General features: G+C 36.2%; 16 protein-coding genes. 13 read left to right on the top strand and 3 right to left on the bottom strand.

The features are described 5' to 3' along the window. Nucleotides 1–3: 3 nt before the first annotated feature. Nucleotides 4–645: a hypothetical protein gene (locus Q4567_RS15885; protein ID WP_216046421.1), complete on the bottom strand. Its 642-nt coding sequence runs from the start codon at nt 643–645 to the stop codon at nt 4–6. Between the two features lie 223 nt (nt 646–868). On the opposite strand from Q4567_RS15885, the gene Q4567_RS15880 reads away from it, so the two are divergent. Next, entirely contained in the window at nt 869–1,282 is a 414-nt protein-coding gene (locus Q4567_RS15880) for a hypothetical protein (RefSeq protein WP_216046420.1), read from the top strand. Between the two features lie 19 nt (nt 1,283–1,301). Here Q4567_RS15880 and Q4567_RS15875 read toward each other — a convergent pair whose 3' ends face one another. Further along, nucleotides 1,302–1,787, bottom strand: a complete 486-nt coding sequence (locus tag Q4567_RS15875) for a DUF2919 domain-containing protein (RefSeq protein ID WP_216046419.1) — start codon at nt 1,785–1,787, stop codon at nt 1,302–1,304. 54 nt (nt 1,788–1,841) lie between these two features. Then, nucleotides 1,842–3,632 carry a GGDEF domain-containing protein gene (locus Q4567_RS15870; protein ID WP_303501035.1) on the bottom strand — a complete coding sequence of 597 codons (1,791 nt, stop codon included), beginning with the start codon at nt 3,630–3,632 and terminating at the stop codon, nt 1,842–1,844. Nucleotides 3,633–4,052: 420 nt separating this feature from the next. Here Q4567_RS15870 and rimO point away from each other — a divergent pair, with 420 nt between their 5' ends. The 12 genes from rimO to Q4567_RS15810 all read left to right on the top strand — a co-directional run bounded on the left by rimO (nt 4,053) and on the right by Q4567_RS15810 (nt 15,885). After that, on the top strand, nt 4,053–5,459 hold the full coding sequence (gene rimO, locus Q4567_RS15865) for a 30S ribosomal protein S12 methylthiotransferase RimO (protein WP_216046417.1): 1,407 nt from the start codon (nt 4,053–4,055) through the stop codon (nt 5,457–5,459). Between the two features lie 574 nt (nt 5,460–6,033). Then, nucleotides 6,034–6,786 (top strand): sulfotransferase domain-containing protein, encoded by a 753-nt coding sequence (locus Q4567_RS15860; protein ID WP_303501034.1) that lies wholly within the window; start codon nt 6,034–6,036, stop codon nt 6,784–6,786. 4 nt (nt 6,787–6,790) lie between these two features. Further along, a complete protein-coding gene (locus tag Q4567_RS15855) occupies nt 6,791–7,387 on the top strand; it encodes a hypothetical protein (RefSeq protein ID WP_303501033.1) in 597 nt (198 codons plus the stop codon). Then, nucleotides 7,384–8,469: an endo-1,4-beta-xylanase gene (locus Q4567_RS15850; protein WP_303501032.1), complete on the top strand. Its 1,086-nt coding sequence runs from the start codon at nt 7,384–7,386 to the stop codon at nt 8,467–8,469. Before Q4567_RS15855 ends, Q4567_RS15850 begins: the two co-directional genes overlap by 4 nt. A 655-nt stretch (nt 8,470–9,124) precedes the next feature. After that, nucleotides 9,125–9,715 (top strand): hypothetical protein, encoded by a 591-nt coding sequence (locus Q4567_RS15845; RefSeq protein WP_303501031.1) that lies wholly within the window; start codon nt 9,125–9,127, stop codon nt 9,713–9,715. Further along, nucleotides 9,708–10,541, top strand: coding sequence for a sulfotransferase domain-containing protein (locus Q4567_RS15840; protein WP_303501030.1), 834 nt, complete (start codon nt 9,708–9,710; stop codon nt 10,539–10,541). Before Q4567_RS15845 ends, Q4567_RS15840 begins: the two co-directional genes overlap by 8 nt. After that, nucleotides 10,538–11,284 carry a hypothetical protein gene (locus Q4567_RS15835; RefSeq protein ID WP_303501029.1) on the top strand — a complete coding sequence of 249 codons (747 nt, stop codon included), beginning with the start codon at nt 10,538–10,540 and terminating at the stop codon, nt 11,282–11,284. The genes Q4567_RS15840 and Q4567_RS15835 overlap by 4 nt, the downstream gene beginning before the upstream one ends. After that, nucleotides 11,281–12,336 (top strand): glycosyltransferase family 4 protein, encoded by a 1,056-nt coding sequence (locus Q4567_RS15830; RefSeq protein WP_303501028.1) that lies wholly within the window; start codon nt 11,281–11,283, stop codon nt 12,334–12,336. Before Q4567_RS15835 ends, Q4567_RS15830 begins: the two co-directional genes overlap by 4 nt. After that, a complete protein-coding gene (locus Q4567_RS15825; protein ID WP_303501027.1) occupies nt 12,303–13,040 on the top strand; it encodes an SGNH/GDSL hydrolase family protein in 738 nt (245 codons plus the stop codon). Before Q4567_RS15830 ends, Q4567_RS15825 begins: the two co-directional genes overlap by 34 nt. After that, entirely contained in the window at nt 13,030–13,944 is a 915-nt protein-coding gene (locus Q4567_RS15820) for a glycosyltransferase family 2 protein (RefSeq protein WP_303501026.1), read from the top strand. The genes Q4567_RS15825 and Q4567_RS15820 overlap by 11 nt, the downstream gene beginning before the upstream one ends. Further along, a complete protein-coding gene (locus Q4567_RS15815) occupies nt 13,941–14,651 on the top strand; it encodes a WecB/TagA/CpsF family glycosyltransferase (protein ID WP_303501025.1) in 711 nt (236 codons plus the stop codon). Before Q4567_RS15820 ends, Q4567_RS15815 begins: the two co-directional genes overlap by 4 nt. Continuing rightward, the gene (locus tag Q4567_RS15810) at nt 14,632–15,885 is read left to right on the top strand and encodes an O-antigen ligase (protein WP_303501024.1); all 1,254 of its coding nucleotides are present in this window, start codon (nt 14,632–14,634) and stop codon (nt 15,883–15,885) included. The genes Q4567_RS15815 and Q4567_RS15810 overlap by 20 nt, the downstream gene beginning before the upstream one ends. The last annotated feature ends 14 nt before the right edge of the window (nt 15,886–15,899 follow it).

The raw sequence follows: 15,899 nt of genomic DNA, 5'->3' as shown, positions 1-15,899 counted from the left end.
TGCTCATGTTAGCCGGTTGCTCACTCGGGCTTTTTTAATATCTAAAATAATAGCCACGAACAACCAAATTAATACAATCGACACCATTAACCAGGTGCTCTCCGCGACCTGCATTATTTCTTCGCTTAATAGTGCAGTTGAGGTTATCAATATTAAGTAATAGGGTAAATTAAGCAATCCCGCTAACCAAACCACTTTTGACGGTCGTTTGTTAGCGCCTTGGTTAAACATAAAAAATGCCAGTGAATTAATATGTACCATGGCCAGTAATAATGAACGTAAATTAGTCGCGGAATCAGACGAACTTGACTTACTATTTAAGCGGCCTAATTGGTAGTTAAGAAAAGAGCCCAAGGTTGCGGCTAAAACCATTGCTATGGTCAAATATAGAATATCCTCTAAATTAGGCTTGGATACAATAACCAACACCACCGCGAAAAATTGACCTGGAAAATAGAACCCCACATAGACAATTGATTCAGCTAAAATAATGAAGAAAATGAGGGTGTAAAAGTACTCTCCAAAAGCTGATTTTAGATTTTCAAGAATTGTAATTCCCGCCGGAATAATATCAAAGTGCACTAGGCTAGCGATTAAACCTAACGCGAATAAAGCGGTTGTTGGCAATATAAAAGCATATTTCATATCAAAGATACGCCATCTAATCATTTTGAGATCAACACAACCACATTTCACCTTGATAAATGTTGGAATTGGAATTCATTACTATTAAAGAAAAGAAATTGGGCATATTGCCGATACCTAGATAACCGATGCTTAATTGGATTGGAAAATTAGACAAAAGGTAATTATGTCGCCACAATCAAGGTATTAGTTTAGTGACACGAATAATAATTAAGGATACTTCATGCGTATGACCCAAGACGAACTCAATCAATTAATGGCAGACAGTGCCCAAAACGCGATTGATACAACATTGGATGAATTTAAACTGGTTTTGGATGGCACAGTTGAAAGTATCGCTTTAGTGGACGATGTGATTTTAGCTTGGATTGAAAAATACAAAGATCAAGCATTGGAAAATGATGCTGTATTCACAATATCTAATATTTACGGTGCATATATAGGTGAAATATTTAAACAGCTTGTGGGTGGAAATTGGCGCTATGATGAATCTGACAAAGATGCCCCTTACGTGGTTATGGAATATTCAGGTAAGTCTTATGCATTTGCCGGCATCTGTTATCAAAGATTGGTCAATGACAGCCAAATCAGTGTGCAAGACTACTTTCAACAAGCCGTTGGAAATAGCGTTCAATAAAATAATAAAGAAAGTCAGTTTAAGAAGATACGGGCTGGTTATCGGCCCAATCTGCAATCATGTAACGTAAATGACGACTTTTGAAAATCCAATATAACACCACTAAATCAAATAAAAACAAGGTCGCTACCGCCCAAGAAAATTGCCAATGTTGGCTCAAAGAAATTTGTATTTGATGGAGCAAATCCAAAATCACGGTTAGAATCAAACAAGGTTTAATTAGTCGTCTGATAAATTGCCATTTTGTGTCCCACCACTTTTCTCTATAAGCCACAATAATTATCGCGAGCAGCGCGCCACCACCAATTCCGAAACCAATAAACAGTTCATTCTTTTGCGGGTAAAATATTTCTAATAAGCCATCAGCATCGCGGAAATTACTTAGAGACAAAATAAAAATCACGTAGCTTTTGGCAAGAAATAAACAGCACCACCAAAAGAACCGTGGAGGTCTAATGCGTCCGGCTTCATCGTATTGACTCAAGGGTAATAATAATTTCGACATGTTACCTATTTTTTAATGCTAGACACAGGCATCGCAGCCAAATGCAACAACCCTTTATTCACTCTCAGTTTGAATACCCAATGACAGAAGCATGTCATCAAGCACTTCATCTAAATCATCGAAGGTGCCGCTAGATATATATATGCTCATACTTGAACGTATACTCACTTGCTGACCTTGTTGATCACCTAAAATTGTGCTTTCCAAAGCGTATCTCATACGTTCAAAAAATGATTTGGCTGAATCTTCCTCTATGTCAGTTAAACACACAATAAATTGTTCAGGTGCAAACCGACCTAAAATATCTCTATCGCGAGTTACCTGACTAAGGGTTGACGAAATTTGTTGTAACGCCAATTCACTATTTGTCGCACCTATTTGACGATTTACATCTCGGAAGTTACCTAAATCAAATAACGCTAAAGCATTAGCGCGGCCAGGCGAAGGTTCAGGTACACGACGAATTTTTGCCAGCGCAGCTTTACTATTTAATAAATTGGTAACCGAATCAAAGGACAAACTATTGAGGTATCTGCGACGTAACCAAAACACAATTGCGATGACCACGATCAAAAGCACACAGACGACTATGACGATTGTTTGAATACGTTCGTTTCTCGATTCTTGTAGACTGGACTCCAAACTTTGTATTTGACTGTGTAAATTAGCCACACCCAATATTTTGCCTGATTCTTGCTGCTCAATAGTCTTATTAATCATCACATCTGAAAATGCTTCAAAGGCTTTTTGCGCGTTTTCAACATCACCTAAAAACAACTGTATTTGCACAATAAATTTTAAGTAATCTTTGTTTCTATTGATGAATATTTTATAGCCATCGCTGGTGTGTTTTTCATCTTCTAAAAACTGTTTTAAGCAATTGATATCTTCATCTTCATAACACACCACAGCACTATACCAACGAAATAAGCTGTTAAATGTTGAGCTGTTAATTGAGTCTAGGTAGATTTTCCACTTCGCCAAACTATAACGTAACTGCTCAATATTATTAGTTCTATAATGATATCCGGCCTCAGCAAAGTGCAACCATACGTTAGAAAGCGCGGTATCCACAGAGATATTTACTCTCTTAAACTCTTGGATTGCTTGTTCGGCTTTTTCAAAATTCCCGCTCGCCATTTGTGAAGAGATCACACTCATGAGAGTGGCCAACAAGTTGGAACTGGTGTACGTGCTTAACCCCAATTCATAAGACTTTTGAAACTGTTCAGCGGCTAAAATTTGTTGTCCGAGTGAGGCATATAATAGCCCAATATTATTGTGTATATGCGCTAACGCTGCCTGATCATTCTTTACAGCATAGGTTTCTAATAAGGCATACATTTTACCCAGCTTTACACCTTCATCCATGTCAGCATGACAGACCGTAATCAAGCCTAATTGCGCGCTTAAATGAATGTCCTTAAATTTATTTTTGGAAAGTTGCTCCGCGCGTTCGTAAAGTTCACATCGCTCCAAGTTTTCTTGGACATCATAGATAAAGCCCAGCTGATAAGTAGCGGATGCGTAATATTCCATTTCTTCATTCACATCGGCATTATTAATCAGTTCGATTAACGCTTGTTTGGCTTCCTCATGTTTGCCAACGCAAATTTGCCAATGAGTCCTCATAACGGTTAATTGAAAACGTTGTGTGTCGTTTATTTCAGGAAGGTTTAAGTGTTCACCAATAGAAATATTTGCATCGTCTTCAGGACAATCATATGTATTGACTTTTGAGGCAACAATAAAATCAGCGACTTGTTTATTTTGATCAGCGAAAACAACAGCGGAATTAAGCAGGCCAAACATGAAGAAATAAAAGCACACGGATTTTATATTCAAGATAACGTCCAACCCGCACTTTTTAAGGGAAAAGCAATTTAGCATGATTCAATTATTCTTATTACATTCAACCCTGAATGTTCAGGTGTATGAAATCAATAACGCGAGTTTAAGTCTTTCTAGTTTTAAGCACAAGACAGAATGAATTAGTAAGAAAAAACCAGCCAAACAGAAATACAAAATTGAAACGAAAATGGTTATTAGCAAACCTAAACACTTAGGCACATATACTGGCCTAAAGCTTATAGCGATGATTGAACGCTATCACTATCACGACCAATGACATTCCTGTATAATCCCGCGTATTAAAGTACCGACTCGTCGAGACAACGTTTAGTCAGCTAAACATGAGTTAATCCACCATTTATTAGTCTTAAACCGAAACGTTTAAGCAATACCAGCTATAGCACAAGGCACAAGATGACCGTAGAAATTGTTAACCCCAAGCAAACCACTACCCTAGAAACACCAGTGAAAGTCTTGGAATCAAATAACGTAAATAAAGTGACTTCGGGAACGAAGATAGGGTTTGTTAGCCTGGGCTGCCCAAAAAATTTAGTTGACTCAGAACGTATCTTGACGCAATTACGCACCGAAGGTTACGACGTTGTACCAACCTACAATGACGCTGAATTAGTGATTGTAAATACCTGTGGTTTTATCGATTCAGCTGTACAAGAGTCATTAGATACCATCGGTGAAGCATTAGCTGAAAATGGTAAGGTCATTGTTACCGGTTGTTTAGGCGTCAAAGAAGACGAAATTCGCGAAGTGCATCCTAATGTTTTGGCTATTACCGGTCCCCATGCATACGAAAGTGTGGTGGAACAGGTGCATGCGCATCTGCCAAAACCCCAACACGACCCTTTCATGCAATTAGTGCCAGATCATGGGATTAAATTAACGCCAAAACATTATGCCTATTTGAAAATATCCGAGGGCTGTAATCACAGATGCACCTTTTGCATCATCCCATCCATGCGCGGTGACTTAGTCAGTCGTCCTGTGGGAGAAGTGTTAGATGAAGCCACACGCTTAAAAAATGCAGGTGTAAAAGAGTTATTGGTTATCTCCCAAGATACCAGCGCTTACGGCGTTGACGTAAAATATCAAACCGGCTTTTGGGATGGAATGCCAGTGAAAACTGACATGCTGGGACTATGTAAAAAACTGGCAGAAATGGGTATTTGGGTGCGCTTGCATTATGTTTACCCCTACCCCTCGGTTGATAAAGTCATTCCGTTAATGGCAGAAGGGAAAATATTGCCTTATTTAGATATTCCTTTCCAACACGCTACACCACGAATACTGAAGTTGATGAAACGTCCTGCTGCGGCAGAAAAAACCCTCGAACGGATCAAAGCTTGGCGTGCTATATGTCCACAATTAATTATACGCTCAACCTTTATTGTCGGTTTTCCAGGTGAAACAGAAGAAGAATTTCAACAACTTTTAGACTTCTTAACTGAAGCTCAGCTAGATAGAGTTGGTTGTTTCAAATACTCCGACGTGGAAGGTGCCAAGGCTAACGATTTGCCTGATCCAGTTTCCGAAACAGTTAAACAGGAGCGTTTTGAACGCTTCATGGCGCTTCAGTCGCAAATTAGCGCTGAAAAACTACAACAAAAAATAGGTCTGGAATACCAAATTCTGATTGATGAAGTGACAAGTGAAGGAGCTGTAGGTCGCTGTTTCGCCGATGCTCCAGAAATAGATGGGCAAGTTTATTTAACAGATGAATTTGACGTCAATCCTGGCGATCTAATTTGGGGCCAAATTATTCACGCAGACGAACATGACATGTGGGCAGTGAAAGTAGAAGACTAAATCAACCTTGTTGGTTTCATTGCCAAGCTCTGTCAAATGCGAATCGTAAGTACTCAGTGTAAGTAGCTTGTGCGCGCACAAAGCAAATCTTCTGCGCAAGTGCAATTCGGGCTGATAATCAGCCCGTTAATTTACCCGTTGAACAATTGGACAACAAAGTTACAGTATAAAAAGACCATGTCAAAGTATCGGTTATAGTGGGGATTTAGTAGCTTAATTTCACAACTTTAAATTGAAAGAAAGTTTTAAATCTTGATTATAGTGATCGTTATTTGTATCTAAACAGTTTTAATCTTTCTTATTGTTGCAATAATTCAATAATAAAATACACCATGCTGACACATTTATATTGGTTGTCCTAAACGCTGTTTATATTTCAATTAACTTACTGGCATAGAAATAGCATTGTTACAAATAGCGCATTGGCAGAGTGAATTTTCATAAGTAAAGGCACTGATTGCACCAAAATAGACCAATAATTATAATATTAAGGTTTCCTTTACTCATAGTATCGAGACATTTTGTCGCCACTAATTTAACCTATTAAATAGAGTATTTATTTTTGAAAAATTTTATGATTCTGACTAATGGCAGAAGCGGCAGTAATTATCTTGTTGATATTATCAACCAACATCCCTCACTTTATAATTATGGTGAAGTACTAGGATCTTGGAGCAAAAAAAGAAAGATTAAACAATTTTTAAGAATCGAAAAAGAAGAAGATTACCTGCAATTTATATTACAAAATAAAGTGTTCTTTTATCTTTCACAATTATTTTATTTTCTAAAAAACCGATCTTTGTTCAAATATAAAAAACCGTCTTACGTTACCCATACTGGCATCAAAGAGTTTGGAATTCATATTCAGAGATTGAATTTAAAACATTGGTTGCTAAACAATGATAATTTGCAGATTATTCATTTATATAGAGAAAACCAACTAGACAGATATATATCTCTATTTGCGATGCAATCGACAGGTCTTGTCTCGTCACAAAAGTCCTCATCTAAAATGAAAATCACAATTGATTGTAATGATTTATTAAACACTCTAGACATTTATGAAAAAGAGATGGAGTTTCAATTCGAACTGGCGAATAGTGTAGATTCATCTCGAGTGATGTCGTTGTCATATGAAAACCTATTTTATGACGAAAACAAAAATGAATTAATTGGCCAAATGTTTGATTTTCTTGGTGTTCCTCGTATCCCATTGAAAGAGAGACACAAACGCATATTATCTAATGAATTATCCGAAAAAATTGAAAATTACAGCGAACTCGTTAACGCATTACAAGGCACTAAATATAGTAAATACTTAGGGTGAAATTGTGAAAACATTAATCGTTTTACTTATATCCGTAATGCCGACAAATGTACTTAGGTGTTTTTTGTATAATATTTTGTTGGGATACAAAATTAGAAACGCCAAAGTTGGTTGGTTAGCCGTGATTGATGTAAGCCAGTTCGAAATCACTGGGTCCCGCATAGGAAGAATGACTATTTTTCGAGGGCCTATGCGTGTCACCATTGGAAAAAATGTGCAGATTGGTTTTCGAAATCGCTTTAATTGCGGACAATGGGTTGCCAAAAAATCAGATTACAATCGCCATCTCCTAATTCACGAAGATGTGCTGATAACCAATGGACATCATTTTGATGTGGCTGGTAAAATAGAAATCGGCATTAACTCGGTAGTTGCAGGTATAAACAGTCAGTTCTGGACTCATGGGAATGGCGTGATAGATAAAGATATTACAATCGGCCGAGATTGCTATATCGGTACGTCTTCAATCTTCTGCCCCGGATCACAGATTGCCGATAATACCCTTGTCGGTGCAGGTACCGTTATCACTAAAAAATTTGCAGAAAGCAATGTTTTGATTGTCGCATCGGAAGGTAAAATCAAAAAGAGGCGAGATACATGAATCGTAGAGACATGCTGAAGTTTGTTGCAGGTGTCGCTATTTCCCCTTACTTGCAATCTCTTAAACTTGCGAGTTTAAAATCAGTCGCAGGGAAGAAAGGAATCAATTTTGGTACCGCTGTGGGCCCTGATATATATAGAAACGCAAAGTATAATGAATTTGTGCTCCATCACTGTTCAATATTAACCCCTGAAAATCAGCTAAAATGGCGAGCTGTAGTGTCTGGAAAAGGAGACTATCATTTTCACGATGCTGATAGGCTGTATGGTTTTTGTAACGACAACAAATTAGCAATGCGAGGACATGCTCTCATATTCGAAAAAAGTATGCGTGACTGGATACTCGCGAGCAACCGTCCATTACAAAATGAAATAAACCAATTTATACGCACAATTGTTGGCCGTTACCCTAACATCCTATCTTGGGATTTATTTAACGAAATAACTGATCCTGATGGTTACAATGGTTGGCTTAGAAACGATAGTATTTACCAGAAAATTGGTCATGGCTATGTGAAAAACTGTGCACAACTAATGCACAATATTAGCCCTAATTCAGAAGTAGTGGTGAATGAGTGGTTTGGCCCTTATAAAAATAGATACTTCAGAAAACGACGGCATGCGGTATTGAAAATGCTTGAGTATTTACGAAACAACGATATACAAGTAACAACTTTAGGAGTGCAAAGCCATCTCAAATTTGCCAAGGAAGAATATGACCAAAAAGAATGGTTATCGTTCTGCAAAGAATGCAAAGACCTAGGTTTTGACTTAAAGATCTCAGAAATCGATATTTCTCATGGTCAAAATGCGGAAGCAAATAGAACAATAAATCAGATTAGCTATGATATTCGCACTTATTTAGAGGATACCTTATCATTTGCCAACGTAAAAGATGTGATAAGTTGGGGTCTAATTGATTCATACGCTTACTCTATGTCTGATAGTATATGGAAACAGCTTCCATATGGAGCAGCTCCTTTTCAAAGTAATTATGAATTAGGTATTCTTGGTAAAGAACTTTATGCCTCATTTGAAAATGCCCCTCAATATGTCGACGAAAAGAATTATAATAAAGAGTAGCAGTGAGTAGTAACCGTAAATGAAACGCCTTAAAAATTTGGTCCCATATTTTCTTGAACTGAGTACCAAGTTGATTTCACTTGTCACGTCAATTATCTTAGCATCTTCGCTTACAGTTGCGGATTTTGGTGAATATACGTATTTACGCAGCTTTGTATTGGTATCTAGTACGTTATTACTCTTTGGATTGCAAACCTCAACATTTCAATTTGCCAACAAAACTTACAATCTAAAAAATCACTATGCAGCATTTTCATTAATTTTCATTGTGCTAATTGGCTTGATATTTTTTACCATACTGCATTTTTTGGGAAACGGAATATTCTCAAAGTTTAATCATGATTTAGCATTTTACATAGGATACTTAGTCCCTATCAGTATGCTAAGCATGTTCTCAATTGTCTGTTTTAAAGCTCTTGGAAAACCCATTATAGGCTTTACTCTCGCTTTTTTGACTGCCCTTGCATTATTTAGTTGTATTGTAATAAGCCTTATAGCTTCTTCAATTTTAATAGAATATGTATTTAATTATTTAATTTGGGTTAATGTCATCGTTTCAACTATTTGCTTGATAGTTTTGATTTGTTCTTTGAGGCCGTCATTTTCCAATAGACAAAATTGGCCCATAAAACATTGGCTATCCGTTTCGACTTCGATGTGGCTTTCTGGTTTTTTCCCTATTGCATTATTGCAGGGGCTAGTCATTATCTTTGGGATGTATTTCGCTTCAGATACCTTGGGGTATTTTGGCTTTGCCGTTTTAGTCGTAGCTAACATGGCAATGTTTAAAGACGTAAGTCTAAGCTTGTATTTACCCAAATTGATACATCGATATTCCACCAAAAAAATATTAGATAAAGCACTTTTGGCTCGGGCTATTTTGTTCGGTCTTGTGCCTGTGTTAGTTATGCTGATTTGTATTTTCCTGATGCAGAGTACGTTGCAACGTGTCTTACCAGAAAAACTGTCCCAGGACGTGTTTACTTTTATATATATATTGGGTTTTTCACAAATATTTATGGCTATGTACCAACCCATTTTTAGGTTGCTCTCTGCGTTAGGTTTTCATACCCGCGTATTGATTATCAGTCTTGTTCTATTAGCCTGCTTACTGTCTTTGTATGTTCTCTTTGGTACTATGGGAAATCCTTATTACATGGCAGCCAGTTCAGGTATTGTCAGCTTTATGGCATTGTTAATTTCACTCAAAATGCTTAACCAAATAACGGTATTACTAAATGATTAATTTTATAGGGATTGGGGCACAAAAGTGTGCTTCTTCATGGATATATGAAGTACTAAGGAACAGTCCACAAGCCTGTTTGTCTGACGTAAAAGAATTAGATTTTTTCTCATATTACTATGATAAAGGGTATGAATGGTACGAATCTAATTTTTCAAACTTAGAAAAATCAGTTGTCGGTGAAATATCGCCTTCTTATTTTTATAATTCGGATGTTCCTCAACGGGTTTTCGATTACAACAAAGATATGAAAATTGTGTTATCTCTCAGAGATCCAATTAAAAGAATGTTCTCTAACCATTTACATGAAGTAAGGGCGGGAAATATAACAGGCGAAAATATCAAGTTTGAAAATGCATTCAATAATAATCCATTGTATTTCATTCAATCTAGCTATGCAGAACATCTTAAGAAATGGATGCAGTATTTTACGTTAGATAATATTCATGTCGTCTTTCAAGAGAACGTGAAAAATAATCCTCAAAAAGTAAGTAATGACCTTTGCCAATTTTTAGACATCGATCAACTCGAACTTATGGAAGTATCAGCGGTAAACGCCAGTTTGCAGAATAAAAACCCAATCATTGGCAGTATGTTTGAGTTTGGTGGCGATATATTACGAACGTTAAAATTAAAAAATGTACTAAATGACCTAAAAGAAACATCATTGCTAGGTGGACTTTATAACAAGAATAAATTACACATTAGTGAAATTGTTGAACCTATTGAAGTTGATTTTAAAAACCAATTACTTACCCAATTAAAAGAACCAGATCAAGAATTAAAAGAAATATTAGGGATGACAGAACTGCCATGGGAATTAAAATGACAAATGCAGCAATAGATACAATAGTCCTTGTTGGAACCCAACGCAGTGGTACAACATGGATAATGCAAGTATTGAAACAAGAAACTAGTTTCAACGTTTTCGGAGAAGTATTTAGAGAAATTCGTTCACCAGAATTTAAAGGTGATCCGGCATTGAAACCAGATTTATTTTATTTGGAATACAAAGACAAATATAACGATTCATCTTCAATAAACTATGTAAAGAAGGTCTTGGCTGAAGACCAGAAAATAACCGTTTTTAAAGTCATGTATGATCAAGTAAGACGTAATACTGGTTTGTTAAAACTGCTGGCAAGTCCAAATGTTTTAGTTATTAACGTCGAACGTAAAAATATCTTTGAGATGGCACTATCTAAGTGTATTGCTTATAAAACAGGCATCTATCACGCCGAAAAAGAACTTACCTACGACGGCTTTCATTTGAAATATAGAACCATTTATAGTCGTTTATGGAAAGAATCAATTAAAAAACGCATATTTCCATCTCTCATTCGTCTATTTTCAAAAAATTACAGTTATTTCGTATATGAAGATTTAGTCAAGGATTTTAGTATTTTAGAGGCTGAAATTAAAGGCTACCTTAATATCCAAAGCTTGACGTTAGACTCCAGTAGTACCAAATGGAAAAAGACTAGTAAAACAAATAAATACAGTGCCATTTTAAATTTTGACGATATTACCACCAGACTCAAAAGTAGTATTTTTAAGGGTTATGTAAAATGAAAGTATTAATCGTTTCACCCGGAGGCGATGAGTTAGGTGGCGGTATGGGAACGGTTGCCAAAAACATAAAAGACTATTTGCAAAACGAAACAGATATCAAAGTTAAGGTATTTGATTCCCGCGGCGAAATTGGTTTTCTATTGTCGTTTTTATATTTGTTCCGTGCCCTATTCCTTGTAACCGCAGAATTACTCAAAAATAGAAAAGACGTATTGCTTCATATCAACGTTTCTGAACGTTCGAGTTTTTATCGTAAATTTTGCTTTATTTTCATTGCAAGGCTATTTAAAGTCCCAACTGTTTTGCATCACCACGGCGCTGAGTTAATCCCATTTTACGAACACTGTGGTGGTCTCAGTCGAAAGGTAGTTCAATATTGTATACGCAATTGCACGCTAAATATTGTACTCGGTGAAAAATGGAAGGTATTTTTAGAAAATGCCATTCCAAACCACGCACCAATTCAAATAATGTTTAACGCAGTTGCGCGACATCAAATCCCAGTTAAGACTAACCAGAATTTTTCTATCGCGATGATTGCAAACCTTTCAGAAAGAAAAGGGGTTAGTTTGGCCATTGAGGCAGCGAAACAATTAAAACAAGACTATGATTATACAATGCACTTTATCGGTGGTGGAGAAGTAGAAAAATATAGAGAACAAGCGAAGAAGGAAGATCTTGAAGATCAATGCATATTTCACGGTTGGACATCTCGAGAGAACACATTAAAATTAATGGCTGACTCCAATATTCTTATCTTACCTTCATATAACGAAGGCCTTCCTATGGTAATACTCGAAGCGATGGCTCAGGCAGTGCCGGTTATTTGTACGCCAGTAGGCTCGATTGGTGAAGTATTCACCCATGAAAAAGAATGTTTGTTCATGGAAGTGGGCTCAGCAAAATCGCTTTACGTTAATATTAAAAGATTACAGAATGACCAAGTATTGCGCGCTGATTTAATATCAGCAGCAACAATAACCTTTGATAATAAATTTTCCATTCAGCAGTACATGACATGCCTATTAAAAACCTATCATTCACTTTTTTAAGTTTTATTGGATTACTTTTTTTAGGTCCACAAGCGTACAGTAAACAAACGAATATCTTGTTTATTGGAGATTCAATTACCCAAGGTGGAAAAAAGGCTGAAGAATATACTTATCGTTACGAGTTATTTAAATTATTAACTGATAAACAAATATGCTTTGATTTCATAGGCACTAGGAATCACGCCCATAAAACAGGCTTTGAATGGCCTCAATATAAAGCATTGGAATTTGATAAGGATCATCAAGGTTATTATGGCATTAAAACAAACGAGCTATATGAGCAAATTAAACGATTAAAGGATAATTTTGGCAAGCCCGATATTAGTCTCATACATATTGGCACTAATGATAGAAAATCCACTGATTTACACAATGACGTTGAGATTCCATTGGGCAAACTGATCAGAATATTGGTTGAAATGAATCCTGATTCGCTGATTTTAGTTTCTCTGTTGAATCAAAACTATGGAAATATACAAAAGGTAAGAACAGCAATCGAAAACACTATAGCAAAGGCAAAATCTGAGCAACTTAATGTATTTGCAGTAAAACATTATGTTGGCTGGAATGAACGTCCAGGAATGACTAATTCAGATACCTTGGATTGGGTTCATCCGAATATTAACGGTCAAAAGAAAATGGCCCAGCTTTGGTTTGAAGAAATGAGTACCCATAATGTTTTCGAACAACACTGTGCAAACTAAAATAAATCCTAAAGTGTCTGTGGTGATCCCTGTATATAATAGGGAAAAAGAAGTTTATCAGTTGATAAAGTCTTTAAACTCACAAACCTATGACAATTTTGAGGTTATTTTTGTCGACGATTTCTCTAGCATACCTTTACAGGACTCGTTAGATAAGTATCACGGTGATATCCAATTCAAACATCTTGTGATACGTAACCCTGGAAATAAGGGTGTTTCATATTCAAGAAACCAAGGCGTAAATATAGCTGATGGTGAGTATATTGCTTTCCTCGATTCAGATGATTCGTGGTTTCCTGAAAAATTAGCTGAAAATGTAAAACAAGCAAATATCTACTCAGGCACTATTTTTTGTATGAGTAAAACAGAAGTCATTAAAGATGGATATTCCGAAGTTTTACCAAAATCACCGATTACAGAATACAAATGCGGTGAAGAATATCTATTTGAACACGGAAATTTTGCACAGGTAAGTTCTTTTTTTCTGAGTCGTGAATTAGCTGAACAATTAACCTTTAATCAGAACTTGGTGCAATATGAAGATTTTTTATATTTTATAGAAGCCTTTAATCATGCAGAAAATATCGTATTTATAGATAAACCGTTAGTAACGTGGAATAATTTACAAATTGAAGGCCGATTAAGTTTAGACAAGAACTATACACAAGCCACTACATTTTTAGAACAGGTTAACTCAAGTATCGGCAGGTCTTATTTACAATGCTTTTATCTTCGCTTTGTCATGCCCTACTACTTTTACCGCAACATAAATTTTTCACTGACTACGATTTATGGCTGCTTGTTCAATTCATCAATCGCTAAAAAAACCATAATCTGGATGACGGTGAAAGGAATTATGGGAGATAAATTAATTTCAAGACTTAGAATGGCAGTAAAAAAATGAAAGATATCACTCAAAAATTAGCCATATTTGTAGATCAAGAATCAGCGCTTGAGCATATCGACACTCTATCTACAAATAAAGGAGTTAAGATTATTGCATTTGCCAATGCTCACGCATGCAATCTGTGTGAATCAAATCCAGAATTTAAAAACGCACTATTGCATGTCGATGTCCTATTTAGAGATGGTATCGGTGTAAAAATGTTATTGTGGTTTTTCGGAAAGCAGGCTGGCTATAACCTAAATGGTACAGACTTGATCCCCAAAATCATGCAGGTTCATAGTAGCAAACGCTTTGTTTTTATCGGTTCGGATAAAGTATCTGTAACTAAGGCATCTGAAGTGTGTATCAATAAGGGTGTCAATGTCGTTAACCATCTTGATGGCTTTAATGACTTCCCTACCATGATGTCATTTATTGAAAATAATCAACCTGAGTATCTTGTTTTAGGAATGGGTATGCCGAAACAAGAACTATTTTCAGAATACTTAAAAAATCATTATAGCGGGGACATATTGATAATAAATGGTGGCGCTATACTTGATTTCTTATCGGGTAAATTTACTCGGGCACCAGAATTCGTGCGGAAGTTTGGACTAGAATGGCTTTATCGCCTAATGAAAGAACCTTTACGCCTATTCAATCGTTATGTAATAGGTATTCCAATTTTTTTAACAAAAGTAATCTATGCACGATTTTTCGGTTAGTTACAAAAAGTTAATCCAGCTAACATTTATATTTTCGCTGTTTCTGTCTACAGGGGCCGTCGTTGATTTCCTTATAGCTGGTCCTGATGTTAGAGATCAGCTAGAAGAAAGCAACTCCCAATTGAGGTTGTTTTTGTGGTTACCGGTATACCTGTTATTCACCTTTTTTTCTGTTATTTACTACAAAAAGCTACTCGATTTTTTTAAACAAAATTTACCCTTTTTATCTCTGCTACTACTTTGTTTAGTATCTTGTCTTTGGTCGGGTTTATTTAGTTTATCTATTTATAGTTCCTCTCAAATGGTCTTGCTAACCTGCTTTGCTATCATTGTCGGCTATAGTTTTTCTGCAAAATCAATTCTTAAACAAATCTACTTTGTACTTTGCACAATAATTGTATTGTCATTTATATATGTTCTAGCCATGCCAGAGTATGGCGTATCGACTTATGTTGACGAGGTCGCTTTTAGAGGTGTCTTTCCTGAAAAGAACCGACTCGGACAAGTGCTGGTGTATTATTTCTGTTTATCCTTTGCTTTGTTTAAGCGTAATACGGTAAATATGGCTATTTTTGCCATGGCTTGTTTCCTGATGCTAGGAAATAAATCAGCGACAGCACTGGTTCTGACATTAATGCTGCCAGCATTTTTCTATATTTCTAAACTGTTTTACGGAAATCAGAAAAGCATCATGGTTAATTCGTTTGCGGCATTTATTCTGGTATTCATAACAACGTCTATTCTTATATTTACCTATGAATACCTTTTGTTATTGTTAGGTAAAGATCCAACCTTAACCGGACGCACAGATTTATGGCACTATGGCATTGAATCTGTCATGGAAAATCCTTTTCTCGGTTTTGGTTATAATGCTTTCTGGAAATATGAAGGTGGCATGGGCGGAGAGTATATCCGAATACTCTTAGAATGGGGCCCTATGAGCATGCACAACGGCTGGTTTGAAACCGTACTGCAATTAGGTATTATTGGCCTACTGCTAGCTCTATATGTGTTTTTTCAACTACTAGGGTTGTCTGTAAGCGCGCTAAATAAGTCTAAAATGAGCCAACATTCACGGGTTATTTTTGTCTTTATTTTGATCTACTTTATTTGGAGTCTGATGCAACACATCATTTTACGTCACCAAGAATTTACCCATTACTTATTTACGGTAATATTTAGTTGTTTATTTTTTTACAAAACAAAATCGAAGAGCCAAATTATAAAAAAATAAAATATCTTCTAAAT

It is taken from the genome of Aliiglaciecola sp. 2_MG-2023 (genome assembly GCF_030548145.1).
Classification (GTDB): Bacteria; Pseudomonadota; Gammaproteobacteria; order Enterobacterales; family Alteromonadaceae; genus Aliiglaciecola; species Aliiglaciecola lipolytica_A.
The sequence above is the reverse complement of the archived record's forward strand: the minus strand, read 5'-3'. Positions and strand labels throughout refer to the sequence as shown.

What these genes read in the sequence shown, in the direction of transcription:
- Q4567_RS15885 (WP_216046421.1), bottom strand. Translation starts at nt 645, where the DNA reads ATGAAATATGCTTTTATATTGCCAACAACCGCTTTATTCGCGTTAGGT.
- Q4567_RS15880 (WP_216046420.1), top strand. Translation starts at nt 869, where the DNA reads ATGCGTATGACCCAAGACGAACTCAATCAATTAATGGCAGACAGTGCC.
- Q4567_RS15875 (WP_216046419.1), bottom strand. Translation starts at nt 1,787, where the DNA reads ATGTCGAAATTATTATTACCCTTGAGTCAATACGATGAAGCCGGACGC.
- rimO (WP_216046417.1), top strand. Translation starts at nt 4,053, where the DNA reads ATGACCGTAGAAATTGTTAACCCCAAGCAAACCACTACCCTAGAAACA.
- Q4567_RS15860 (WP_303501034.1), top strand. Translation starts at nt 6,034, where the DNA reads ATGATTCTGACTAATGGCAGAAGCGGCAGTAATTATCTTGTTGATATT.
- Q4567_RS15850 (WP_303501032.1), top strand. Translation starts at nt 7,384, where the DNA reads ATGAATCGTAGAGACATGCTGAAGTTTGTTGCAGGTGTCGCTATTTCC.
- Q4567_RS15845 (WP_303501031.1), top strand. Translation starts at nt 9,125, where the DNA reads ATGTGGCTTTCTGGTTTTTTCCCTATTGCATTATTGCAGGGGCTAGTC.
- Q4567_RS15840 (WP_303501030.1), top strand. Translation starts at nt 9,708, where the DNA reads ATGATTAATTTTATAGGGATTGGGGCACAAAAGTGTGCTTCTTCATGG.
- Q4567_RS15835 (WP_303501029.1), top strand. Translation starts at nt 10,538, where the DNA reads ATGACAAATGCAGCAATAGATACAATAGTCCTTGTTGGAACCCAACGC.
- Q4567_RS15830 (WP_303501028.1), top strand. Translation starts at nt 11,281, where the DNA reads ATGAAAGTATTAATCGTTTCACCCGGAGGCGATGAGTTAGGTGGCGGT.
- Q4567_RS15825 (WP_303501027.1), top strand. Translation starts at nt 12,303, where the DNA reads ATGCCTATTAAAAACCTATCATTCACTTTTTTAAGTTTTATTGGATTA.
- Q4567_RS15815 (WP_303501025.1), top strand. Translation starts at nt 13,941, where the DNA reads ATGAAAGATATCACTCAAAAATTAGCCATATTTGTAGATCAAGAATCA.
- Q4567_RS15810 (WP_303501024.1), top strand. Translation starts at nt 14,632, where the DNA reads ATGCACGATTTTTCGGTTAGTTACAAAAAGTTAATCCAGCTAACATTT.